Origin of the sequence: Kribbella aluminosa, assembly GCF_017876295.1 — a bacterium.
In the GTDB taxonomy this organism is placed as follows: domain Bacteria; phylum Actinomycetota; class Actinomycetes; order Propionibacteriales; family Kribbellaceae; genus Kribbella; species Kribbella aluminosa.
The window spans coordinates 1228944-1251488 of record NZ_JAGINT010000001.1 but is presented as its reverse complement, the minus strand read 5'-3'; the positions used below and the strand labels follow the sequence as shown (position 1 = coordinate 1251488).

The following is a 22545-nucleotide window of genomic DNA, read 5'->3' as shown; positions in this document are numbered from 1 at the left end:
GAGGGTAGTGCCGTGGACTGGGTGCGGCGTCGGGCGGGATCTTTGCTGGGGCTGGGGCTGATCGGCGGGCTGGTGTGGACGACCGTGGTCACGTTGTCGCAGCCGAACTGGTACGACCCCGGTCAGGACTGCGCGCGCAGGACCGGGGCGATGGACGCCGTACCGCGGACCAGCTGGTTCCCGCCGTCGGCGAGCTGCGTGTCGGGCGGCGAGGTCCACCAGTACATGTCGACGACCCGGTCCGTGGTGCTGTCCGTCCTCGGCGTACTGCTGCTGATCGTCCTCGCGGCCGGCCTGATCCTGACCGTACAGCGCCTCACCGGCGAACCCGGCCCGCTCCGTACCGGCGACGGCGTCGCCCTCGGCCGCCGGCGCCGGTCACACCTCGCGTTCGGTGCGCTGGACATGGCGGTCGCGTTCGCGCTGATCACGTTCCTGAACGCAGTCGCGATCGTCTTCGGTGGCCTGCCCGGCGGCGTCCTGGTCATCGTCACGTCACTCGCCGGGCTGAGCGCGTTCGGCACGGTGCTCGACCGGCACATGGGTCCGTTGCCGAGCACCGCGCTCGACTCCCGGCGGCGCGGGACGGTCGCGGGCGTCGCGACGTACGGCGTGGTGTTCGCAGCGACCGCGGTCTCGGGTCAGCTCCCGTTCTTCCGGTTCTGGGCAGTCCCGCTCGGCGCCGTCACGTACGCCGTGATCGCCGGCGTGCAGTGGACGCGCACCAGTCAGCCACAACCGTCACAGCTGTGATCCGGCGCCGCCCCTTAGTAGGGTCGAGGTGTGACTAATGCGGCGGTGATCGGTGGTGCGGGTCAGGTCCTGACCGAGGACGAGGTGACGGCGTTCATCGGTGACGCTCTGGCCGGTGCGGGGCTGGAGGGCCGCAGCGTCTGTGTGATCGTCCCGGACGCGACCCGCAGCTGCCCGCTCCCGCTGCTCCTGAAGGCGGTCACCCAGGCCCTGAAGGGCAGCGAGGTCACGATCTTGGTTGCCCTCGGCACCCATGCGGAGATGAGCCCGGAGCAGCTCCGCAAACACCTCGGCGACGACTACCCGAACGTGATCAACCACGAGTGGTGGAAGCCGGAGACGTTCGCCGACCTCGGCACGATCGGTCCCGACCGGGTCGGGGAGATCTCCGGCGAGATGCTCCGCGACGAGGTCCCGGTCCGGCTGAACCGGGCGGTCGTCGAGCACGACGTGGCGCTGGTCGTCGGGCCGGTGTTCCCGCACGAGGTGGTCGGGTTCTCCGGCGGCAACAAGTACTTCTTCCCGGGCGTCGCCGGCCAGGAGGTGATCGACTTCTCGCACTGGCTGGGTGCGCTGATCACCAGTGCGAACATCATCGGTACGCCGGGCATCACGCCGGTCCGGGCGCTGATAGACGAGGCCGCTGCGCTGATCCCGGCCGAGAAGCTCGCGCTGTCCGTGGTCGCCCAGTCCGGTACCGACTCGCTGCACGCGATCGCGTTCGGTGACACCGTCGAGTCGTGGCGCGCCGCCGCCGAGATCTCCGCGCTGACCCACGTCCGCTACCTCGACCATCCGATCCGGCGCGTGGTCTCGGTGATGCCGCCCAAGTACGCCGACATCTGGACCGCGGCGAAGGGGTTCTACAAGCTCGAACCGGTGGTCGCGGACGGCGGCGAGGTGATCCTGTACGCGCCGCACGTCACCCAGCTGGCCGCGATGCACCCGGAGATCGAGGAGATCGGGTACCACTGCCGCGACTACTTCCTCGGCCAGTGGGACAAGTTCCGCGACCTGCACTGGGGTGTCCTCGCGCACTCGACGCACCTGCGCGGCGCCGGCACCTGGGACCCGGTCAGCGGCGAGCACCTCCGCGTCCAGGTCACGCTCGCGACCGGCATCCCCGAGGACGTCGTCCGCGGCGCCAACCTCGGCTACCTCAACCCGGCCGATGTCGACCTCGACGCCTACGAGGCCGACCCGGACACCTTCGTCGTCCCGAACGCCGGCGAGACGCTCTACCGCCTGAAGGCGTAAGTGGACGCCCGCGCAGGCGTAACCGTCGTATTCGGGCCTCGAAGTGCCCGATTCAGGCACTTGTGCCTGCGTGCACGTCCACTGTCCCCTTCCGCCGGCGTGTGACCCACCGGTAACCTCGGCTGCTATGGCTGAGGTCGTGATCATCGGGTCCGGGTTCGCCGGGTTGTGCATGGGGATCAAGCTCAAGCAGGCCGGCTGCGAGGACTTCGTGATCCTGGAGCAGGCCGACGACCTCGGCGGCACCTGGCGGGACAACACGTATCCGGGCTGCGCCTGCGACATCCCGTCGTACCTCTACTCGTTCTCGTTCGAGCAGAACCCGCGCTGGACACGGATGTTCGCGCCCTGGGACGAGATCCTCGCGTACCTGCGCTACTGCGCGGAGAAGAACGGCATCGCGGACAAGATCCGGTACGGCGCGGAGGTCACCCGGGCGGAGTTCGACGAGGCGTCCGGGCACTGGACGGTCACGGTCAACGACGACGAGACGCTCGAGACCCAGGCCCTGGTCGCCGGCGTCGGCAGCCTGCACCGCCCGAAGCTCCCGGACATCCCCGGCCTCGACTCCTTCGACGGTACGGCGTTCCACTCGGCGCAGTGGGATCACGACCGGGACCTCCGCGGGCGGAACGTCGCGGTGATCGGGACCGGCGCGTCGGCGATCCAGTTCGTACCGCAGATCGCCCCGCAGGTCGCGCAGCTGGACGTGTACCAGCGCACGCCACCATGGGTGACGCCGAAGCCGGACCGGGCGATCGGCGGCTGGGAACAAACGCTGCACGAGCGTTTCCCGGCCGCGCAACGGACGATCCGGAACGCCGTCTACTGGGGACTCGAGGGCCGCGGCGCCGGCTTCGCCGGAAACCCGAAGTTGATGAAAGGCCTTGAACTCCAGGCGAAACGGCACCTGCACAAGCAGGTCACCGACCCCGAGCTCCGCGCGAAGCTGACCCCGGACTACCAGATCGGCTGCAAGCGGATCCTGATCTCGAACGACTACTACCCGGCGCTGGCCCGGCCGAACGTCAGCGTGGTCAGCACTCCGATCGCGCGGATCACCTCGACCGGCGTGATCACTGCCGACGGCACCGAACGTTCCTGCGACACGATCGTGCTCGGCACCGGGTTCGACGTCTCGGCGAACCTCACCCGGATGCCGATCCTCGGCCGGGACGGCGTCGATCTGGCCGACCACTGGAAGCGCAACGGCATCGGCGCGCATCTCGGCATCACGGTCGCCGGCTACCCGAACCTGTTCCTGCTGGTCGGCCCGAACACGCTCCTCGGCCACTCCTCGATGGTCTTCATGATCGAGGCCCAGGTCCGGTACGTGCTGCAGGCCCTGCACCTCCTCCGCCGCCGCAACGCGACGTACGTCGAGGTCCGCGAGGACGCCCAGGAACACTTCGTCACCGACGTCCAACGCGAACTCGACGACTCTGTCTGGCACTCAGGCTGCACCAGCTGGTACCTCGACAGTTCCGGGCGGAACTCCACGATCTGGCCGGAGTGGACGTTCGCGTACTGGCGCCGGACCCGGAAGCTCGATCCGGCCGACTTCGCGGTCGTCCATTAGGTTCTGTGCCCTTAGGGGATGGCCCGGACTCCTCTAGTAGGAGACCGGGTATCCCGGCGTACGACCTTGGGATGAGCGAAAGACCGACCGGGAGGCCGATGTCTACCGGGCGGAACTGAAGGACTCTTGAGACATGGACATTCTTCAGATCGCAGGCGCGGCAGTCGTGGTGATCGGCATCGTGATCACCGCACTGATCGCCATCATCCCGTCAGTCGTAGACCGCTAGAGACCTCAGTCGGCGGACAGATGGACCAGTAGGTCCTGCCGGGTCAGTACGCCCACCGGCTTGCCGTCGTCCAGCACCATCAGGGCGTCCCGACCCTCGAGCAGCTCGACCGCCTTGGTCACCGGTTCGCCGGCGCCAAGGGACGGCAGCGCCGGGTCCATGTGCTGCTCGACGATATCGGCGAGCCGCGCCTTGCCGGAGTACAGCGCGTCCATCAGCGTCCGCTCCGACACCGCGCCGGCCACCTCGGCCGCCATCACCGGCGGCTCCGCCCGGACGACGGGCATCTGGGAGACGCCGTACTCCCGGAGGATCGCGACCGCCTCGGCGATCGTCTCGTGCGGGTGCGTGTGCACCAGCGGCGGCAGGCTGCCGTCCTTGCCGGCCAGTACGTCACCGAGCGTGGTGCCCTGCTTGGAGTGCGCGAGGAAGCCGTACTGCGCCAGCCAGTCGTCGTTGAACACCTTCGTCAGGTAGCCGCGGCCACCGTCCGGCAGCAGTACGACGATCACCGCGTCGGGGTCGTCCAGCTCGTGCGCGAGCCGGATCGCGGCGGCAGCGGCCATTCCGGCCGAACCGCCGACCAGCATCGCCTCCTCACGGGCGAGTCGCCGGGTGAGCGCGAACGAGTCCGCGTCGGACACCTCGATCACGCGGTCGCAGATCTCCCGGTCGTACGTCTCCGGCCAGAAGTCCTCACCGACACCCTCGACCAGGTACGGCCGGCCGGTGCCGCCGGAGTACACCGAGCCCTCCGGGTCGGCCCCGATGATCTGCACGCGACCGTTCGAGACCTCCTTGAGGTACTTCCCGGTGCCGCTGATCGTGCCGCCGGTGCCGACGCCCGCCACGAAGTGCGTGATCTTTCCCTCGGTCTGCTCCCAGAGCTCGGGACCGGTCGTCTCGTAGTGCGAGCGCGGGTTGTTCGGGTTGGCGTACTGGTTCGGCTTCCAGGCGCCCTCGATCTCGCGGACCAGGCGGTCGGAGACGTTGTAGTACGAGTCCGGGTGCTCCGGAGCCACCGCGGTCGGGCAGACCACGACCTCCGCGCCGTACGCCTTGAGCACGTTGCGCTTGTCCTCGCTGACCTTGTCCGGGCAGACGAAGACGCACTTGTAGCCCTTCTGCTGGGCGACCATCGCGAGCCCGACACCCGTGTTGCCGGAGGTCGGCTCGACGATCGTGCCGCCGGGCTTGAGCTCGCCGGAGGCCTCCGCGGCCTCGATCATCCGGACCGCGATCCGGTCCTTCACCGAGCCGCCGGGGTTGAAGTACTCAACCTTGGCCAGGACGAGGGACTTGGCCCCGTCGGTGGTCTTGGACAGCCTCACCAGTGGGGTGTTGCCGACGAGGTCCAGGAGAGAGTCTGCGTAGCGCACGATCTTTACTGTAGTGATACTCGCGGCATTGCCCTATTTTCACTTGCATCGCTGTAACGCCGTGTAATCCTTGACTCATGAGTAGAGCCCGGGCAGCCAAGAAGCTGGCCCAGGCCGCAGCCTTCGGGGGCGGGGGTCTCGGACTCATCGGTGCCACGCTGTACGGCGTACTGACCGCTGAGGCCGAGTACGCGAAGCGCGTGATCGGACCGACGAGGTACTACCCCACTCCGGGCGACGGCCTGTACGGCCGGCATCCAGGACATCCGATCACGTTCGCCATGATCGGCGACTCCAGTGCCGCCGGCTACGGCACCGAGTCGCCGGACGAGACTCCCGGGGTGCTGCTCGCCTCCGGTCTCGCCGACCTGGCCGAGCGTCCGGTGCGGCTCGTCGACGTGTCGAAGACCGGGGCGAAGTCGACCGATCTCGCGGCCCAGGTCGACTCCGCGCTGCAGGCCGGTCCGCATGTGGCCGTCATCCTGATCGGCGTCAACGACGTGAAGGCGAAGATGCCGCCGTCGACCTCGGTCCGGTTGCTCTCGACCGCCGTCCGCCGGTTGCGCGCCGCGAACTGTGAGGTGGTGGTAGGTACCTGCCCGGACCTGGGCGTGGTCCGGACGATCATGCCGCCGCTGCGGCAGGTCGCCCGGTCCTGGAGCCACCGGCTGGCCGCCGCTCAGACGATCGCCGTCGTCGAAGCAGGCGGCCGGTCCGTGTCGCTGGGCTCACTGCTCGGCGAGGTGTTCCGCACCGATCCGTCGATGTGGGGCCGGGACAACTTCCACCCGTCGGCGACCGGGTACGCCGCCGCGTCCGCCGCACTGCTGCCGTCGGTGGCGGCCGCGATGGGGGTCGGGCCGGAGTCGTTCGTGCACCCGGAGCCGTTCCGTGGCGAGGCGATCCTGCCGATCGCGCAGGCTGCCGTCCAGGCCGCCCGCCGGGCCGGTACCGAGGTCGCCGCCACCGAGGTGGCCGGCCGGGAACGCGGCCCGCGCGGTCGCTGGGCGGAGCTGCGGCACCGCCGCCGGCACCCGAAGGCCGAGGTCGACCGGGTCGAGGAACCCGCAGCGGAAAATCCGGAAACCGTGCCCGTCTGCCAATAGTTGCTGGAATTCGGCGTCCGCTGAGCGGCGACTTTCCTGTCGGGAGTCTTGATTCCGGGCGGCCAGGTGGTGCACAGTCGATAACTACGCGGTACCCCGATAACGGGAGGCGAAGATGGGCTTGAACCACTCCGAAGAGACGCATCAGCGTTTGGTGGAGGCCGTGCCCAGATGCACCGGACGCGCAATGACCGAGTGGTTCCAGCTGATGAACGACGGACCGTCGTTCCTGCGCTTCGACGACAGAGTGCGATGGCTCTCCAGCGAGTACGCGCTCGCGCATGGGCACGCGACCGCCATCGTCCACGAGTTCGACCTGGTCAAGGCGCATCGGCGAATGAGCTGAGCCGCAAAGGAGACAAACTCGAAGACCTGCCCCTTCAGGTGGAGGGGCAGGTCTTTCACGTTCCGGCGAGTACTTCGTTGCCCTCCGGATCCGCCACCAGGTAAGGGTTTCGGCCCGCCAGCTCGAACCGGATCCGGTTCCGCTGCGGCCGGGGTTCCCGCAACTGCTGGAAGAACAGCACCGGATTCAGGTCGCGCGGATCGTAGATGTCGGTGACGTCCGGCCTGCTGTCCCTTTCGTAGCCCAGCAACTCGGTCCAGAACGCCCGTACCGCTTGAACATCGAGGGCGTCGATGCCGAACTGCACGAACCGCAACGGCGCCGGATCCGCACGGAGTCCGAGATCCTTGGCCGCACCCTCGGTCTGCCGGGCGAGTGCGACGAACGCCGGATCCGCCGCACCGGTGCCGTCCGCCCACGCGTCCTTCCGGCTCGCGATCGTCACGCCTTCCGTCCGTACGTCGAGCTGCAGCGGGACGCCCGCGGCGTCGGCCAGCTCCGCCACGGTCGTGACGAACCCTGCCGGCGCCTTCGGGTAGTGGACCATCGCGCTGAACAACGCGTACCAGTCGGTGGTCCTGGGGAGCGGGTCGCCCGGGACCAGGTCGACCTCGTTGCCCTCGTCGTCGGCCAGCATCACACCGAACGGGCCCGACGGTTCGCGGTCGCCGCGGGCGCGCAGCACTTCGTCGTACGGGCGGACCACGTCCACGTGGATCCGGTTCCGGAGCGGCCGCGGCTCGTCGAGGCGCCGTACCGGGAAGATCGAGGCGCCGAGCATCACGTCCCAGAAGGCCTGGATCGCGGGCGGGTTCGCCGCTTCGATCAGTACGGTCAGCGTTCGGGTCGAGCCCTCGGTGAGCCCGAGCTTCCGGGCCGCCGCCGAGACCGCGGTCAGGTCCTCGGCCCGGACCCGTACGCCGGTGGCCCGTATGTCGACGTCGGCGGCTGCCGTGACGGTGGCGGCCAGCGCGGCGCCGGCCGTGTGCGAGGGGGCGTCGTACCACGCAGTCTGCATGCGACCACGGTAGAACCGGAACCGGACGGGCCACTTCCGGAACCTGCCGGCGCCGCGCCGTCGCCGTTCCTCAGCGTCCCGGATGCACAATGGCGATCTGGGGAAAGGAGCTACCCGGTGAGCTTCACCATGCTGGCGGTGGTCATCGCGGTCGGACTGGCCGGGCCGCTGCTCGCGCTGCGGCGCGGCTGGCACATCCCGATCGTGCTCGGCGAACTGATCGCCGGGGTCATCCTCGGCAAGACCGGGATCGGGTACCTGAGCGCGTCCGACCCGAGCTTCACGTTCCTCGCCGACATCGGGTTCGGGCTGGTGATGTTCGTTGCCGGCACCCACGTTCCGGTCCGGGACGAGAGCCTGCGGCGGGCGATCCGCCCCGGCCTGCTCCGCGCGGTCGTCACCGGGATCGTCGCGACCGCACTCGCGTTCGCGCTGAACGCCCTCTTCGGCACCGGCCACATCCCGCTGTACGCCGTACTGATGTCGTCCTCGTCGGCGGCGCTGGTCCTGCCGATCGTCGACTCGCTCGGGCTCGGCGGGCGGTCGGTGGTCGAGCTGCTCCCCCAGGTCGCGATCGCGGACGCCACCTGCATCGTCGCGCTGCCGCTCGCGATCGACCCGCCGCACGCCGGCCGGGCGGCGTTCGGCGCGCTCGCGGTGCTCGTGGCGGGCGTGGTGGTGTTCTTCGGTCTGAACAAGGCGGAGAAGTCCGGCGTCCGGCACCGGGTGCACGACGTGTCCGAGGACCGGCGGTTCGCGGTCGAGCTGCGGATCAGCCTGATGGTGCTGTTCGCGCTGGCCGGGCTGGCGGCCGCGACACACGTGTCGATCATGCTGGCCGGGTTCGTGCTCGGGCTGGCCGTGGCCGCGGTCGGCGAGCCGCGGCGACTGGCCCGGCAGCTGTTCGCACTGACCGAGGGGTTCCTCGGCCCGGTGTTCTTCGTCTGGCTCGGCGCGTCGCTCGACCTGCGGGAACTCGGCACCAAGCCGGCGTTCATCGGTCTCGGCGCCGCGCTCGGTGTCGGCGCGGTGATCAGCCACCTGTCCGGGAAGCTCACCCGGCAGCCGCTGAGCATCGGCGCGCTCGCGGCGGCCCAGCTCGGCGTCCCGGTGGCGGCGGCCACCGTCGGTACGTCGCTGCACGTGCTCCAGCCGGGTGAGCCGGCTGCGTTGATCCTCGGCGCACTGATCACGATCGCGATCAGCGCCGTCGCGGGCGGATTCGCCGTACGGCGTGGATTGGTGGCAACGAAATGACAGTACAGACCGCGACCGCGGCGTACGAGAAGTGGCTGGCGGCCAGGATTCCCGTCGTACCGGAGGATCTGAAGCTCAAGCATCACGAACTGGCGGGTGATCCGCTGCGGTTCCTGCGCGGGACGTACTACCTGTGGCTGGAGCGGGTCGCCGTACTGGCGCCCGACCTGCTGGCGGGGCCACAGGTACCGACGGTCGGCGATCTGCATGTGGAGAACTTCGGGACCTGGCGGGATCATCGCGGCGTTCGGCGCTGGGGCGTGAACGACTTCGACGAGTTGGCGTGGGGGCCGCCGACGCTCGATCTGTTGCGGCTCGCGGTGTCCGCCGTACTGACGCCGCAGGTGGCGATCAGCCCGAAGCGGATCTGCCGGGTGCTGCTGGACGCGTGGTCGACGGCGAAGCCGGGGCGGGCCGTCGACCTGGCCGGCCCGGGCGCGAAACACCTGCGGGCGTTGGTACCGAAGCCGCCCAGCGCCGCTCGGTACTACGGCAAGCTCCGAGAGGGGGCGGCCGCCGATCCGTCGAGTCTGCCGGCCGCCGTACGGAAGGCGGTGGCTGTCCCGGACGCGTCGTGGCATCGCCGTCAGGCCGGCACCGGGTCGCTCGGGCATCCGCGGCTGGTCGCGGTCGGTCACGACCTCGCACGCGAGGTGAAGGTGGTCGGGCCGGCCACCGCGGACTACGTGGACGTCGGGCTGCAGCCGGACGACCTGCTGTACGGACGGATCCTGAGCACCCTCCGCGGGCCGGATCCGATGCGCCGGATCGCCGGATGGCAGCTCCGCGGGCTCTCCCCCGACGTCGAGCGGATCGCGATCGAGTCGCTGCGCCCGCGCGCGGTCGAGCTCGTGCTGACGTCGATGGCCCACGCGGCTGCCGACGTACATGGTGCCGTTCCGCACCACTTGCGGGAGGCGCGACGGCACGTCGGGACGCTGCCATCCGACTGGTTGCTGGAGGGGACGCAGCGGCTCACGAAAGACACGACGGCGCTGTACAAGCAGTACGCCGGTTGAGAACGACAAGCAGTACGCCGGTTGAGAACGCCGGAAGGGCCGGCCCACCTGGACCGGCCCTTCCGTTGCCTGTTACCTGCTGGGTCAGTCGCCGCCGCGGAGGATGGCGAGGATGCGCAGGATGTTCCAGTACAGCCAGACCAGCGTGACGGTCAGCGCGAACGCCGCCCGCCAGGCCTCGTTCTGCGGGGCACCCTGGCGGACGCCCTGCTCGACCATGTCGAAGTCGAGGATCAGGTTGAACACCGCCAGGCCCGCGCCGAGCGCCGCGAACAGCAGCCCCATCGGACCGAACCCGCTGATCCCGGTGCTGAGGCCGAACAGGCTGAGCACCAGGTTGATCAGCATTACGCCGGCGAAGCCCATCGTGCCGATGATCACCATCTTGGTGAACTTCGGCGTCACCTTGATCGCGAAGTACTTGTAGCTGGCCAGTGTCAGGCCGGCCGTCACCATCGTGGCCAGCACGGCCTGCACGATGATGCCGGAGTCACCCACCCAGTGGGCGATGAACTTGCTGCCGATCCCGAGGAACACGCCCTCGGCGGCGGCGTACACCATCACGAGCGCCGGGTTCACCTTGCGGGAGAACGACAGCACCATGGCGATCGCGAAGGCGACCAGCATGCCGCCCAGGAACGCCGGCGTGACCAGCGTCGCCGGAATCATCCACCACGCCACCGCGGCAGCCGCCACGACGACGCCCAGGGTGACCGCGGTCTTCACGATCACGTCGTCCAGCGTCATCGGCCGGCTCGCCGCCGGAGCCCCCTGGTACTGCTGCGGCGGCATACCCGACCCGCCGTAGCCGTAGGGAGCCTGCTGACCGTACGGAGCGGCCCCCGGATAGGCCTGCCCGTGGCCAGGCGCAAACGCACTCGACCGGTTCAGCACCGGGTTACTGCTCTGCATGTTTCCTCCTGATGACCCACATCCGGGGCCGTATCAAGATCCTACGACCCCTTCCTGAACACAATCTGAGAATCACCCCTGATGTTTCCCAACCGAAACCCCTGCAATTCCAGGAGTTGTATCGGGTGTTGATGAAGTTTACGGAGGGTCAGACGTGGGGGCGGGCGGGTTCTTGGGTGTTGAGGGCGGCGCCTACCTGGTCGGCGAGGGCCACGGCTACCAGGCGTTGTTCGAGGTCGGGGCGGGCGATGCGGGCGGCCGCGGTGAGGAGGAAGCGGCCGCGGGGGATGCCGGCGTGCTGGACGGGGAGTTCGATCTCGGCGTTCGTGGGGAGGCCGTCGCGTTCCACCTTGAGGACGTGGGATCCGCGGGTGACCGAGCCGTCGGGGTTCAGTCGCGGGGCCGTGGTCTGTTTGCTTCCGGCAACGAACTTCACGCCGTCGATGCCCAGTACGGCGGTGAGTTCCGCGCGGACCTGTTCGATCAGGTCGTCGGCCGACGCGCCGGTCGCAACCGCCTGGGAGACGGTGATCACGCCGTCCAGGTATCCACGCCGCCGGGACGCTCTGGCTTGTTGCCGGTGCCCCCAGATCGCGATCTGGGTGACCGCGAGGCCGATCACCAGCAGCAGCACGGCCTGCTCGACGTCGTTGCTGTTGTCGATCGTGAAGCTGTCGTACGGCGAGGTCAGGAAGAAGTCGAACCACAGCGCGCTCGACACCGCCGCGAGCACCCCAGCCAGCCGGATACCGAATACTGCGACCGCGACGATCACGACCACCAGTACCAGTGCGGCGTTCGCGTTGTCGAAATGTTCCCGGAACGGAATCAGCAGCGCACAAACCGCCGGCGGGGCCAGCAACGAAGCAGTCAGGACCGGGGCGCGGTAGTTCTCCACCCCCCTATTGATGCGCACATCTCACCTCGGATCAACAGTTCTCGCAGGAGTCTGTCGATAACGGGTGGCTGTCCGCCAGGTGCGTGCGTAGGTTGCTCGGCATGTACCGACTTCGACCCGCGACGGCGTCCGACGCCGGCTTCCTGGCTGACGTGACGATCAGCGCCACCCGTGCGCAGGGCCGGCTGGCTGACGGGTTCGACGAGGCGGCCTGGCGGGCGGGTTTCGTCGAATGGACGCTCGAGTCGATCGAGGACCCCGGTACGGAGCTGTACGTCGTCGACGTCGACGAGCGTCCCGCCGGGCGGCTAAGGGTCAGCCGTACGCCGGAAGCCGTAGAGCTGAACGGTATTCAGCTTCACCCCGACATCCAGAACCGCGGGATCGGTACCGCGATCATCACCGACCTCGAGTCCGAGGCCGTCCGTCGCGGCGTACCGCTGCAGCTCAACGTCGAGCGGGACAACCCGAACGCGCGCCGCCTGTACGACCGTCTCGGCTTCGTCAAGGTCAGCGAGGACGGCGCCCAGGACGTACTGCGCTGGACCAAGGGCGTGGAGCAGAACCAGCTCTGGAACGCGGACGTCGCGGCCAGGTACGACACTCCGGACACCGGGATGTTCGCGGACGACGTGATCCGGCCGACCGTGGCCCGGTTGGCCGAGCTGGCGGCGGGTGGCCGCGCGCTCGAGTTCGCGATCGGCACCGGGCGGGTCGCCGTACCGCTGGCCGGGCACGGCGTCCCGGTGAGCGGGATCGAGCTGTCGACGGCGATGCTCGACCAGCTGCGGACGAAGGCCTCCGCGGAGTCGATCCCGGTCGAGGTCGGAGACATGGCGACGACGCGGACGCCGGGCGAGTTCACGCTGGTCTACCTCGTGTTCAACACGATCTCGAACCTGCTCACCCAGGAGGAGCAGGTCGCCTGCTTCCGGAACGCCGCCCGGCACCTCTCCCCCGGCGGCCGCTTCGTGATCGAGCTCTGGGTCCCCGAACTCCGCCGCCTCCCACCCGGCATCCCCGCCACGGTCGGTGTCGCGGACCCCGGCTACATCCTGCTGGACACGTACGACGTACTCCAGCAGCACGTCGTCTCCCACCACTTCCACTTCGGCGAGGGCACCGAGGCGCACCTCGGCCGTACTCCGCACCGCTACATCTGGCCCGCCGAGCTCGATCTGATGGCCCAGCTCGCCGGCTTCACCCGCGAGTCCCGCCACGCCGACTGGTCCGGTACGCCGTTCACCGCCGACTCCCCCTCCCACGTCTCCGTCTACCGCCTGGCCGACGCATAACGCAGGCTGATACGGCTGACCACCGACACGCTGTATCTACCGCCGCCTGCTGCTCCGAACGCCGAGCGGCTACCGCCTCACCCTCGAAGGACCGACCGAATAGAAGGTCGCCCATCCAACTGGAGGGTTGCCTATCCAACTGCAGGCTTGCCCCCTCGGATTTTCAAGGGGCAACCCTCCGAGTGAGTGGGCAACCCTGATGTGCCAGCCCCCCGAGGGCTGATAACCGGTGTCTTGCGGTTTTCCGGCGGGGGTGGTGGGCACGGGGACGGGGGCCGCACCATGAGGGGATGAGAGGTCCCTCGGGTGGGGGATGTTCGGTGGGTGAGATCACTCCCAGGGGGGTTTGTGAAATCTTTCACGAGCGTTTAGCGTTGAAGTGAACATGAAGTCGGAGATCCACTCAGGGAGAGTGAACCGGATGACAGCCCAGGTGCCGCACATCCTCGTAGTCGGAGGCGGTTACGTCGGGATGTACACCGCGTTCGGCCTGCGCCGCGCCGCCCGTCAGGGGCGGATCCGCGTGACGGTGGTCGACCCGCGGTCGGTGATGACCTACCAGCCGTTCCTGCCGGAGGCCGCGGCCGGATCGGTGGAGCCGCGGCACGTCGTGGTGCCGCTGCGCAAGACCCTCAAGGGCTGCCGCGTGGTGACCGGCCGGGTGACCGGCATCGACCACGCCCACAAGGTCGCCAAGGTGATGCCCGAGGAAGGACCGGAGTACGAGCTCGCCTACGACCAGATCGTCGTCGCGCTCGGCTCGATCGCGCGCACACTGCCGATCCCCGGCCTGGCCGACGAGGCCACCGGGTTCAAGAACGTCGAAGAGGCGATCGCGCTGCGCAACAAGGTGCTGGACCGCCTCGACGTCGCGTCGAGCCAGCCCGACCCGGCGCTGCGCAAGTCCGCGCTGACCTTCGTCTTCGTCGGCGGCGGGTACGCCGGTGTGGAGGCGTTCGCCGAGCTCGAGGACATGGCCCGCTACGCCACCCGCTACTACGACAACATCAAGCCCGAGGACATGCACTGGGTCCTGGTCGAGGCCACCGGGCGGATCCTGCCGGAGGTCGGCGAGGACCTCGGCAAGTACACCGTGGACCAGCTGCGTAAGCGGAACATGGACATCCGGCTGGAGACCCGGCTGGAGTCCTGCGAGAAGGGCCACGTGATCCTCAGCGACGGCGACGAGTTCGACGCCGACACGATCGTCTGGACGGCCGGTGTGAAGGCCAACCCGGCACTCGCCGCGACGGACTTCCCGCTGGACGAGAAGGGCCGCGTCAAGACGCTGCCGAACCTCCGGATCGAGGGCGTCGACGACGCCTGGACCGCCGGCGACAACGCCGCCGTACCGGACCTGACCAGCGAGACCGGTGCGTACTGCGCCCCGAATGCGCAGCACGCCGTCCGCCAGGCCAACCGCCTCGCCGCGAACATCCTCCGCGTCGTCGACGGGCAGCCGCCGCAGGACTACAGGCACAAGTACGTCGGCTCCGTCGCGAGCCTGGGCCTGCACAAGGGCGTCGCCCAGCTGTACGGCGTCAAGGTGAAGGGCTGGCTCGCCTGGTTCCTGCACCGGACGTACCACGTGTCCCGTGTGCCTACCCTGAACCGGAAGGCCCGGGTGATCCTGGACTGGACGCTGGCGCTGTTCTTCCGGCGCGAGGTGACCAGCCTCGGCAGCCTGCAGACCCCGAACGAGGAGTTCCGCCGGGCGACGCAGTCGTAGCGAACACCACCTGATCGGCCGGGCCTCCAACTCGCCGGGGGCCCGGCCTCTTCTTTTCAGAAGACACAGCTATTTCAGAAGTCACAGCTACCCGTGCAGTAGATCGGCGTCGTGGACGAGTAGCGCGATCTGCACGCGGTTGTTCAGATCGAGCTTGGTGAGGATGCGGGAGACGTGTGTCTTCACCGTCGGGACGCTGAGGTAGAGGGTCGCGCTGATCTCGGCGTTCGACTTGCCTTCCCCGACCGCGACGGCGATCTCGCGCTCGCGGTCGTTCAGCTGCGCGAGCCGGGCGACCGCCTTGGACTTGCGGCTGTCCTGGCCGGAGTCCGCGACGCGCGTGATCAGCCGCTTCGTGACGGCCGGCGACAGGACGGGCTGGCCGGCCGCGATCCGGCGTACCGATTCGACGATCTCGGCGGGCGGGGTGTCCTTCAGGATGAACCCGGCGGCGCCGGCGCGGAGCGCCCGCAGTACGTGCTCGTCGGCGTCGAAGGTGGTCAGGATGACGACCTCCGGCGCGCCCGGCCGGCGGCGTACCGCTTCGGTCGCGGTCAGGCCGTCGGTGCCGGGCATCCGGATGTCCATCAGGATCACGTCCGGCGCCAGCCGATCGATCAGCCCCTGCACCCCGGACCCGTCCCCCGCCTCTCCGACCACCCGGATCTCCTCGGCACCCCCCAGCATCAACTTCAGCCCGGCCCGCAGCAGCGGATCGTCGTCAACGATCAGTACCCGAATCGTCATGCCGGCCACGGTAGCCAGGCGTAGAGGCGGAAGTCGCCTTCGGGGGTGCGGCCGTGTTCGAGGCGGCCGTCGACGAGGGCGGCACGTTCGGCGAGGCCCTTCAGTCCTTGGCCGTCGCCGCGGCGGCGGTGCGGGGCCGGGTTGCGCAGTTCCACCGCCAATCCGTTGCCGGGGGCACCGACCACGCTGATCGTCACGGGTTCACCGGGTGCGTGTTTCACCGCGTTCGTCAGTCCTTCCTGGACGATCCGGTACGCCGTACGTCCGACGTGCTCGGGCATCGGGCCGTCCGCGTCCAGCGTCAGCTCGACCGGGATCCCGGCCGCGCGCGAACCCTCCACCAACTCGGGCAGGTCCGAGAACGCGGGCTGCGGCAGCTCGCCGACCGGTGCCCGCAGTACGCCGATCACCTCGCGGAGATCCTGCAACGCCTGGTGGGCGCTCGCGCGGATGATCTCGGCGGCGCCGGCGACCTCCGCGGTGGACGCGTCCGGGCGGTACGCGAGCGCGCCGGCGTGCACGGTCAGCAGCGACAGCCGGTGCCCGAGTACGTCGTGCATCTCGCGGGCGATCTCCTCCCGCGCCCGGAGCTGCGCCTGCTCGGCCTGCAGCTTCGCCACGGTCTCGGCCCGGTCGGCGCGGTCCCGCAGCGTCTGCAGGAGCTGCCGGCGGGACCGGATGTACTGCCCCCAGCCCGCCACGGCGACGTACAGGATGACGGCGATGACCAGGAGCGTCGTCCGGTCCTGCGTGTGCCGGATCTGGAGGAAGGCGACGGTGGCGAGGAAGTTCGCCGCGAAGACCCATACCGACGTACGCCACGGTTTGTGGACGGCGACGGTCATGATCAGCACCAGCGTCGGACCGGCCGCCGAGTCGGAGTACGTCGAGACCAGGGACGCGAGCAGCGCCAGCTGAACGGGCCAGCGGCGGCGGAACCACAGCGTCAGACAGAGCGCCATCCCGGACCAGAAGTCGATCGCGAGCAGCATCCGCGGCACCGGGTCGGACGAGCCGTCGCTGTAGGTGAGCAGTGCGATCAGGATCGCGAGCACGAACGCCAAGCTGTCCACGATCCAGTCGCGGGTGCTGCGCTTCCGGCTCATACGTCGAATGTAGCGGTGGGTAAGCGGTCTCTGGCGGTTTGCCGGTTGTCCGGATACCGAAGTCGCTGCCTGAGCGACTTAGGTCGCCCGGTAGGTTTCCGGGCATGAGTCAGCTCGCTGTCACCGTCATCGGCCCGGACCGCCCGGGCATCATCGCGGACGTCACCGAGGCCCTGGTCGGTACCGGGGTCAACCTCGAGGACTCGACCATGACGCTGCTGCGCGGTCACTTCGCGATGATGATCGTCTGCGCCGGACCGCTCGACGAGGTGAAGGCGGCGCTCGAGCCGTTGCGCGGCGAGCTGGTGATCACGGTCCGCACGATGGGCCCGGAGCACCGGCACGCGCCACTCGGGGCGCCGTACATGCTCAGCGTGCACGGCGCGGACCGGCCCGGGATCGTGGCCGCGGTGACCCGGATGATCGCGGCCGCGGGCGGCACCGTCACGGACATGTCGACGCGGCTGAGCGGCGGGCTGTACGTGCTGACCGCCGAGGTCGAGCTGCCGCCGACGGCCGAGCTGGAGATGCTGAACCGGGCGCTCGAGATCACCGCTGAGGAGCTCGGGGTCGGCGTCACGCTGCGACCGGCCGAGAGCGACGACCTGTGATCACCGACTGGTCACCCGCCCGGCTGGACGTCGAAGGCGCGATCCTCGAGGTCGTCCGCGCGCCGCACCCGGTGCTGGCGACCGAGAGCGCGCCGGTGGACCCGCTCGACCCGGAGGTGATCCAGCTCGCCGCGGACCTGATCGAGACGATGCGCGTCTCCCCCGGCTGCGTCGGCCTCGCGGCGCCGCAGGTCGGCGTCGCGGCGCAGATGTTCTCGCTGGACGTCACCGGGCACCCGAAGACGCGTACCTGCCACGGCGTTTTCGTGCTCTGCAACGCGGTCGTCGTCGAGGCCTCGCGCAACGAGAAGGCCCGCGAAGGCTGCATGTCGGTGCCGGACTTCACCGGCGACGTCAAGCGCGCGACGCGCCTCACTGTCGCGGGAGTCCTTCCCGGTACGACGGAACCGGTCACGATCACCACCGACGCGTTCGAGGCCCGGGCCCTGCAACACGAGATCGACCACTGCAACGGCAAGCTGTTCCTGGACCGCGTCGCGGGCGCCCACGCCGTGTACCCGCGGAAGACGTATCAGTAGCGAGTACTCTCGTCCCCGGAGCCCGGGTGGCGGAACGGCAGACGCAGGGAGCTTAAACCTCCTGGCCCTCACAGGCGTACGGGTTCGAATCCCGTCCCGGGCACGGCTCGTCAGAGGTCGCGGGCCTCTTACTTCTTCAGCAGGTTGTTGACCACGGCCCAGGTCGGGAACGCGATCGTGATGACGATCGCCAGCCAGGCGATGGTTCTGCCACGCTGACCGGTCCGGCGGATCTTCCGCAGGCCCCGGATCGCGAGGATGAGTGAGGCCGGCGGGCAGACGATCGAGGTGAACAGCGCGATCAACGCATCGCTGTTCACGCCGCCGGGGCGGTGCACCGGCGCCGCGTACGGGTCGCGGTGCGGCGCGGCCGAGTAGGGATTGCGGAACGGCGGGGCAGTATGCGGATCGCCCTGGTACGGCGGCGCAGTGCGCGGGTCGGCCTGGAACGGTGGGACCGTGTGCGGGTCGGCCCGGTCCTGGTACTGCGGGGCCGTGTGCGGGCCTGGCCGGCGCGGGGGCGTGTGCGCCCGCTGGGTGTACGGCCCGGACGACCACTCGAAGGGGTCTCCGGCAGGCTCCTCTGGCTCCGGCTCGGGTTGCGCCGGCGGCCCGTTGAGCAGCTTCAGGTAGTCGGCGCGCCGGACCGGGTCGGACAGCACCTCGTACGCGCGATTCAGCTTCGCCTGCTGGGTCGCGTCGCCGCCGACGTCGGTGTGATGGCTGCGGGACAGCCGCCGGTAGCTGCGGCGGATCTCGTCGGCGTCCGCGTCCCGGCGTACGCCGAGCAACTTCCAGGGATCGGCTCCGTCGAGGTCCCGGAAGTCCCGGACAGCGCTCATCAACGTCCTCCGGACGCCGATGAGCGCAGGGGGGCGCTGTATTTGATGGTGACCTCGCTTCGCTCGCTCACGGTCGAGTGACGTCCGCCTGGTAACAGACGAGTCGCCAGGCCGCCTGCTGCGGGTCGGACCCGGCCGGCAGCGTCCGGTGGCCGGTGGCGAACGTGACAGTCCGCTCGCCGGCCAGGAACAGCCACATGTCGAGGTCCTCGTCGTTGCCGTAGTAGTACGACTTGTAGTGCTTGACCGGCTGGGATCCGAGGAACGGCGTCTGCAGGCGCTGCTGGGCCTCCAGCGGCAGGTTGCCGAGGATGCCGCGCATGTGCGCCGTGAGCGCGAGTTGCGGCGCGGCCGCCGGCTGCTGCTCCCCGCCACGCGGCGAGATCAGCGACCGCAGGCCGGACCGCGGCATGGTCGGCTGCTGCTGGACGACGGCGTGCTTCAGGCTGGACGGGACGAACGTGTCGACGTGCACGGTCTGTGTCCGCTGCCCGTGCTGGTTGACCTTCGGCGTGGTGACGGCGAGCCCGTTCGGCCCGAGGACCACGGCGTACGGGCGGTCGCGCTCGCGCTCGTGCAGGTCGGCCCACCACTCGACGGCCGGCCCGACCTTGCGCTCGACGTACGACTTCACGTCGCTGGACAGCTCCGCCCACCAGTGGAACCGGTCCGGGCTGGGCACGAACCCCAGCGGCGCCGCCTGGTGCGAGGTGGGCAGCGTCGGCCCACCTCCCTGCGAGCGCTCGACGCCGCCACCCGCGGGTCGTTGCGCTGCCGGAAAGCCCCGAGACTGCTCGGGCAGGTTGTCACGACTCATGAGCGCCCGCATGCATAGTGGAGAGCCTCCAACACCGCGGGGGGCATGGTCAACTCCCCTTCGGCCGGCCTGTGGACAACTCCTTGGCGCGGGTCAGGACCGCGTCGAGCATCTCCTCGGTGAGCTTGCCGGTGAACGTGTTCTGCTGGCTCGGGTGGAAGCAGCCGAGCACAGTGACGTCGCCGTACGGCGTTGGGATCCGGTACTCCACCGCATGCCCGAACTTGGGGCGCGGCCGCGGTACGTCGGCGCCCAGGGCGATCAGCGCGACGAGCAGGGCGTCGTACGCGAACTTGCCGAGGCAGACGATCGACCTGGTGCCGGGGAGGACGAGCTCGAGTTCGCGGCGGTACCAGGGGGCGCAGGTGTCGCGCTCCTCCGGGGTCGGCTTGTTGGCGGGCGGGGCGCAGCGGACGGCGGCGATCATCCGGGTGTCGATCAGGTGCAGGCCGTCGCCCGCGTGTTCGCTGGTCGGTCGGCTCGCGAGACCGACTCGGTTCAGGCTCGCGAACAGCCAGTCGCCGGAGCGGTCGCCGGTGAAGACCCGGCCGGTCCGGTTCCCGCCGTTCGCGGCCGGGGCGAGGCCGACGATCAGGATCTTCGGGTCCGGCACGCCCCAGCCGGGGATCGGGCGGCCCCAGTACGGCTGGTCCGCGAACGACTTTCGCTTGCCGACGGCAACCTCCTCCCGCCACTCCACCAGCCGCGGACAGGCCTTGCAGACCGACACCCGGGCTTCCAGCTCGCCCAGGTCGTCCGTCGCCGCGAGCTGCCGCACCTCGCCGGCGTCCAGGGCCACCGGCGTACCCACCTCCGCCGGATCCTCCGGCCACCCCGTCCCGGCCGGCACCGGACTCTCGAACAACTCCCCCGTCAACGGATGCCGCAGCGTCATCCCTACAGACTAGAGACATGAGCACGACAGGAGTGGCCGGCGGCGTCGAGCAGTTGCGGGAGCCGCGGGCTAGCGGCGGGCGTGAGCTGCCGTGGGGGCGGATTCTGGGAGCGGTGCCCGGCTGACCTTGCGGTTCGGGATTGCCAGGGCCAGTACGACGGCAGCGGCGGCGAAGGCCGACATCAGGAGGAAGGTGTTCGTGAAGCCGGACTCGGCGGGGAGGCCGGAGGGCTGGACGTGACCGGTGATGATCGAGCTGGCGAGGGCCGTGCCGATCGAGCCGCCGATCGTCCGGATGTTGGTGTTCATCCCGGTCGCCACGCCGGTCTGTTCGCGCGGGACGTTCTGCACGATCAGGCTGGTCATCGCGGCGTACGCGAGCCCGAGCCCGAGCCCGAACAGCGCCGTCGACACCGCGATCTGCCACCGCGCGTCGTGGAGCTCCGCGAACATCAGCGCCCCGACCAGGATCACCGACGACCCGGACACCACCTGCGCCTTCGCACTGAACCGCGCCGCGAGCGCGCCGCTGAACGACCCGGCGAGCGCCATCGTCACCAGCATCGGCAACATCAGCAACCCGGCCTGCGTCACGCTCGCCCCGAACCCGAACCCGGCCGCCTTCGGGATCTGCAGGAACTGCGGCACGAACGCGTACACCGCGAACATCGCGGCACCGAACAGCAGCGCGACGAGGTTGGTCGTCCAGACCGCCGGACGGCGCATCATCCGCATGTCGATCAGCGGGTTCCGCGAACGCAGCTCGACCGCGATCCAGCCGGCGAACAGTACGACGGCCAGCGTGAAGAGTCCGACCGTACGCACCGAGCCCCAGCCCCACGAACGGCCCGTGCTCAACGGCAGCAGCAGCGCGATCAACCACCCGGACAGGAAGGTGGCAGCCAGCCAGTCGATCCGCCCGGGGACACGGTTCGGCGACTCCGGGACATACCGGCGTACCAAAGCTGTGGCGGCCGTGACGACCGCCATCGGGATCCAGAACAGCCAGCGCCAGCCGAGCCACTCGACGATCGGGCCGGCGAGGACGATGCCCAGCCCGCCGCCCGCGGCGATGACGGCCGACACCACGCCGACCAGGGACGGCACCCGCTCGGCCGGGAACTCGTCGCGGATGATCCCGAACGCCAACGGGAACACGGCACCGCCGACCCCCTGGAAGATCCGGGCGGCGATCAGTACGCCGATGTTCGGCGCGAGCGCCGCGACCAGGCAGCCGACCGCGAGCGCGGCCAGCGCGACGAACAGCGTGCGCTCCTTGCCGGCCATGTCGCCGATCCGGCCGAGCAGCGGGGTCGCGACCGAGACCGAGAGCAGGAGTGCGGTGAAGACCCAGGTGACCGTGCCCGAGGTGGTGTGCAGGTCGTGCTGGATGACCGGCAGCGCCGGGCTGACCAGCGACTGCAGCATGGAGAACGAGGCGACCACCGTGGCGAGTACCGCCAGGGTCAGTCGTGGATTGCCAGACCTGATGACAGGCATGCGGAAGTCCTTCGGAAAAGGAGGGTGCTGCGCCGGGATCCAGCGCAGGAGTTTCTCGGCCTGGTAAAGTCGAGGTGTGCCTCCACTATAACGGAGGGGTACCTCCGGTATCAAGCTGGTTAAGGTGAGCGGATGAGCGAGCAGATCCGGCCTGCGCTGCAGGTCGACGTACGGCGGCCGCAGCGGGCGGACGCGCGGCGGAACTTCGACGCCCTGCTCACCGCCGCCCGGGACGCGTTCGCGAGCAAGGGCGTCGGAGCGTCGCTGGAGGACATCGCCCGGCAGGCAGGCGTCGGCATCGGCACCCTGTACCGGAACTTCCCGAGCCGTCAGGACCTGCTGCACGCGGTGTACTTCGGCGAGATCGAGGAGCTCTGCATCGCCGCCGAGGACGCGGCCGGCCTACCGCCGTGGGAAGCACTCACCACCTGGCTGCACCGCTTCGTCGAGTACGCCGCCACCAAGCGCGCGATCTGGGAGTCGCTGAACCGCGAGTCGGACAGCTTCCAGACCGCCCGCGCCGCGATGTACGCCGCCGGCACCCCCCTCTTCGAGCGCGCGCAGCAGTCCGGCGAGGCCCGCACCGACGTCACCTTCGACGACCTCCTCCGCATGGTCAGCGGCCTCACCGCCGCCGGCTTCGTCGACCAGCCCCAACGCGACCGTGTCCTCAACATCGCCCTGGACGGCGTCCGCGCCCGGTGAGTTCGC

At 69.5% G+C, this 22545-nt stretch carries 22 protein-coding genes and 1 tRNA gene; 13 read left to right on the top strand and 10 right to left on the bottom strand.

Going from position 1 to position 22545, the window contains the following annotated elements:
- Window positions 1-12 precede the first annotated feature (12 nt).
- The 3 genes from JOF29_RS06225 to JOF29_RS06215 all read left to right on the top strand — a co-directional run bounded on the left by JOF29_RS06225 (window position 13) and on the right by JOF29_RS06215 (window position 3589).
- Window positions 13-753 (top strand): hypothetical protein, encoded by a 741-nt coding sequence (locus JOF29_RS06225; RefSeq protein WP_209693270.1) that lies wholly within the window; start codon window positions 13-15, stop codon window positions 751-753.
- A 30-nt stretch (window positions 754-783) separates the two neighbouring features.
- Window positions 784-2010: a lactate racemase domain-containing protein gene (locus JOF29_RS06220; RefSeq protein ID WP_209693269.1), complete on the top strand. Its 1227-nt coding sequence runs from the start codon at window positions 784-786 to the stop codon at window positions 2008-2010.
- 127 nt (window positions 2011-2137) lie between these two features.
- Entirely contained in the window at window positions 2138-3589 is a 1452-nt protein-coding gene (locus JOF29_RS06215) for a flavin-containing monooxygenase (RefSeq protein WP_209693268.1), read from the top strand.
- A gap of 234 nt (window positions 3590-3823) precedes the next feature.
- Here the strand turns inward: JOF29_RS06215 and JOF29_RS06210 are convergent, their stop codons facing one another.
- On the bottom strand, window positions 3824-5197 hold the full coding sequence (locus JOF29_RS06210) for a cystathionine beta-synthase (protein ID WP_209693267.1): 1374 nt from the start codon (window positions 5195-5197) through the stop codon (window positions 3824-3826).
- Between the two features lie 77 nt (window positions 5198-5274).
- Between JOF29_RS06210 and JOF29_RS06205 the strand changes: the two genes are divergently transcribed.
- Window positions 5275-6303 (top strand): SGNH/GDSL hydrolase family protein, encoded by a 1029-nt coding sequence (locus tag JOF29_RS06205; protein WP_209693266.1) that lies wholly within the window; start codon window positions 5275-5277, stop codon window positions 6301-6303.
- Between the two features lie 115 nt (window positions 6304-6418).
- Entirely contained in the window at window positions 6419-6649 is a 231-nt protein-coding gene (locus JOF29_RS06200) for a DUF4287 domain-containing protein (RefSeq protein WP_209693265.1), read from the top strand.
- A gap of 55 nt (window positions 6650-6704) precedes the next feature.
- Here the strand turns inward: JOF29_RS06200 and JOF29_RS06195 are convergent, their stop codons facing one another.
- Window positions 6705-7667, bottom strand: coding sequence for a VOC family protein (locus JOF29_RS06195; RefSeq protein WP_209693264.1), 963 nt, complete (start codon window positions 7665-7667; stop codon window positions 6705-6707).
- Window positions 7668-7784: 117 nt separating this feature from the next.
- Here JOF29_RS06195 and JOF29_RS06190 point away from each other — a divergent pair, with 117 nt between their 5' ends.
- Window positions 7785-8924, top strand: a complete 1140-nt coding sequence (locus JOF29_RS06190) for a cation:proton antiporter (protein ID WP_209693263.1) — start codon at window positions 7785-7787, stop codon at window positions 8922-8924.
- Complete coding sequence (locus JOF29_RS06185) at window positions 8921-9943, top strand: DUF2252 family protein (protein WP_209693262.1); 1023 nt, start codon at window positions 8921-8923, stop codon at window positions 9941-9943. Before JOF29_RS06190 ends, JOF29_RS06185 begins: the two co-directional genes overlap by 4 nt.
- A gap of 84 nt (window positions 9944-10027) precedes the next feature.
- Here the strand turns inward: JOF29_RS06185 and JOF29_RS06180 are convergent, their stop codons facing one another.
- Both JOF29_RS06180 and JOF29_RS06175 read right to left on the bottom strand, forming a co-directional pair.
- Window positions 10028-10855 carry a Bax inhibitor-1/YccA family protein gene (locus JOF29_RS06180; RefSeq protein WP_209693261.1) on the bottom strand — a complete coding sequence of 276 codons (828 nt, stop codon included), beginning with the start codon at window positions 10853-10855 and terminating at the stop codon, window positions 10028-10030.
- A gap of 148 nt (window positions 10856-11003) precedes the next feature.
- Window positions 11004-11771 carry a DUF4118 domain-containing protein gene (locus JOF29_RS06175; RefSeq protein WP_307863171.1) on the bottom strand — a complete coding sequence of 256 codons (768 nt, stop codon included), beginning with the start codon at window positions 11769-11771 and terminating at the stop codon, window positions 11004-11006.
- 83 nt (window positions 11772-11854) lie between these two features.
- Here JOF29_RS06175 and JOF29_RS06170 point away from each other — a divergent pair, with 83 nt between their 5' ends.
- Both JOF29_RS06170 and JOF29_RS06165 read left to right on the top strand, forming a co-directional pair.
- A complete protein-coding gene (locus JOF29_RS06170) occupies window positions 11855-13048 on the top strand; it encodes a bifunctional GNAT family N-acetyltransferase/class I SAM-dependent methyltransferase (protein WP_209693260.1) in 1194 nt (397 codons plus the stop codon).
- A gap of 421 nt (window positions 13049-13469) precedes the next feature.
- Window positions 13470-14777: an NAD(P)/FAD-dependent oxidoreductase gene (locus JOF29_RS06165; protein WP_209693259.1), complete on the top strand. Its 1308-nt coding sequence runs from the start codon at window positions 13470-13472 to the stop codon at window positions 14775-14777.
- Window positions 14778-14864: 87 nt separating this feature from the next.
- Here JOF29_RS06165 and JOF29_RS06160 read toward each other — a convergent pair whose 3' ends face one another.
- Both JOF29_RS06160 and JOF29_RS06155 read right to left on the bottom strand, forming a co-directional pair.
- Window positions 14865-15524 (bottom strand): response regulator, encoded by a 660-nt coding sequence (locus tag JOF29_RS06160; RefSeq protein ID WP_209693258.1) that lies wholly within the window; start codon window positions 15522-15524, stop codon window positions 14865-14867.
- A complete protein-coding gene (locus tag JOF29_RS06155; protein WP_209693257.1) occupies window positions 15521-16630 on the bottom strand; it encodes a sensor histidine kinase in 1110 nt (369 codons plus the stop codon). Before JOF29_RS06155 ends, JOF29_RS06160 begins: the two co-directional genes overlap by 4 nt.
- Before the next feature lie 104 nt (window positions 16631-16734).
- On the opposite strand from JOF29_RS06155, the gene JOF29_RS06150 reads away from it, so the two are divergent.
- The 3 genes from JOF29_RS06150 (at window position 16735) to JOF29_RS06140 (ending at window position 17883) form a co-directional block, all read left to right on the top strand.
- A complete protein-coding gene (locus JOF29_RS06150) occupies window positions 16735-17241 on the top strand; it encodes a glycine cleavage system transcriptional repressor (protein ID WP_209693256.1) in 507 nt (168 codons plus the stop codon).
- Window positions 17238-17780, top strand: a complete 543-nt coding sequence (gene def, locus JOF29_RS06145; protein WP_307863170.1) for a peptide deformylase — start codon at window positions 17238-17240, stop codon at window positions 17778-17780. Before JOF29_RS06150 ends, def begins: the two co-directional genes overlap by 4 nt.
- 20 nt (window positions 17781-17800) lie before the next feature.
- Window positions 17801-17883: transfer RNA gene (locus JOF29_RS06140), tRNA-Leu, on the top strand.
- A gap of 25 nt (window positions 17884-17908) precedes the next feature.
- On the opposite strand, the gene JOF29_RS06135 is transcribed toward JOF29_RS06140, so the two are convergent.
- From JOF29_RS06135 to JOF29_RS06120, 4 genes are all read right to left on the bottom strand, one after another.
- A complete protein-coding gene (locus JOF29_RS06135) occupies window positions 17909-18622 on the bottom strand; it encodes a DUF4190 domain-containing protein (RefSeq protein WP_209693255.1) in 714 nt (237 codons plus the stop codon).
- 67 nt (window positions 18623-18689) lie between these two features.
- On the bottom strand, window positions 18690-19439 hold the full coding sequence (locus JOF29_RS06130; RefSeq protein ID WP_209693254.1) for a hypothetical protein: 750 nt from the start codon (window positions 19437-19439) through the stop codon (window positions 18690-18692).
- Between the two features lie 49 nt (window positions 19440-19488).
- The gene (locus tag JOF29_RS06125) at window positions 19489-20334 is read right to left on the bottom strand and encodes a uracil-DNA glycosylase (protein ID WP_209693253.1); all 846 of its coding nucleotides are present in this window, start codon (window positions 20332-20334) and stop codon (window positions 19489-19491) included.
- Between the two features lie 69 nt (window positions 20335-20403).
- On the bottom strand, window positions 20404-21834 hold the full coding sequence (locus tag JOF29_RS06120; RefSeq protein ID WP_209693252.1) for an MFS transporter: 1431 nt from the start codon (window positions 21832-21834) through the stop codon (window positions 20404-20406).
- A 132-nt stretch (window positions 21835-21966) separates the two neighbouring features.
- Here JOF29_RS06120 and JOF29_RS06115 point away from each other — a divergent pair, with 132 nt between their 5' ends.
- Window positions 21967-22539, top strand: coding sequence for a TetR/AcrR family transcriptional regulator (locus tag JOF29_RS06115; RefSeq protein WP_209693251.1), 573 nt, complete (start codon window positions 21967-21969; stop codon window positions 22537-22539).
- Window positions 22540-22545: the final 6 nt, after the last annotated feature.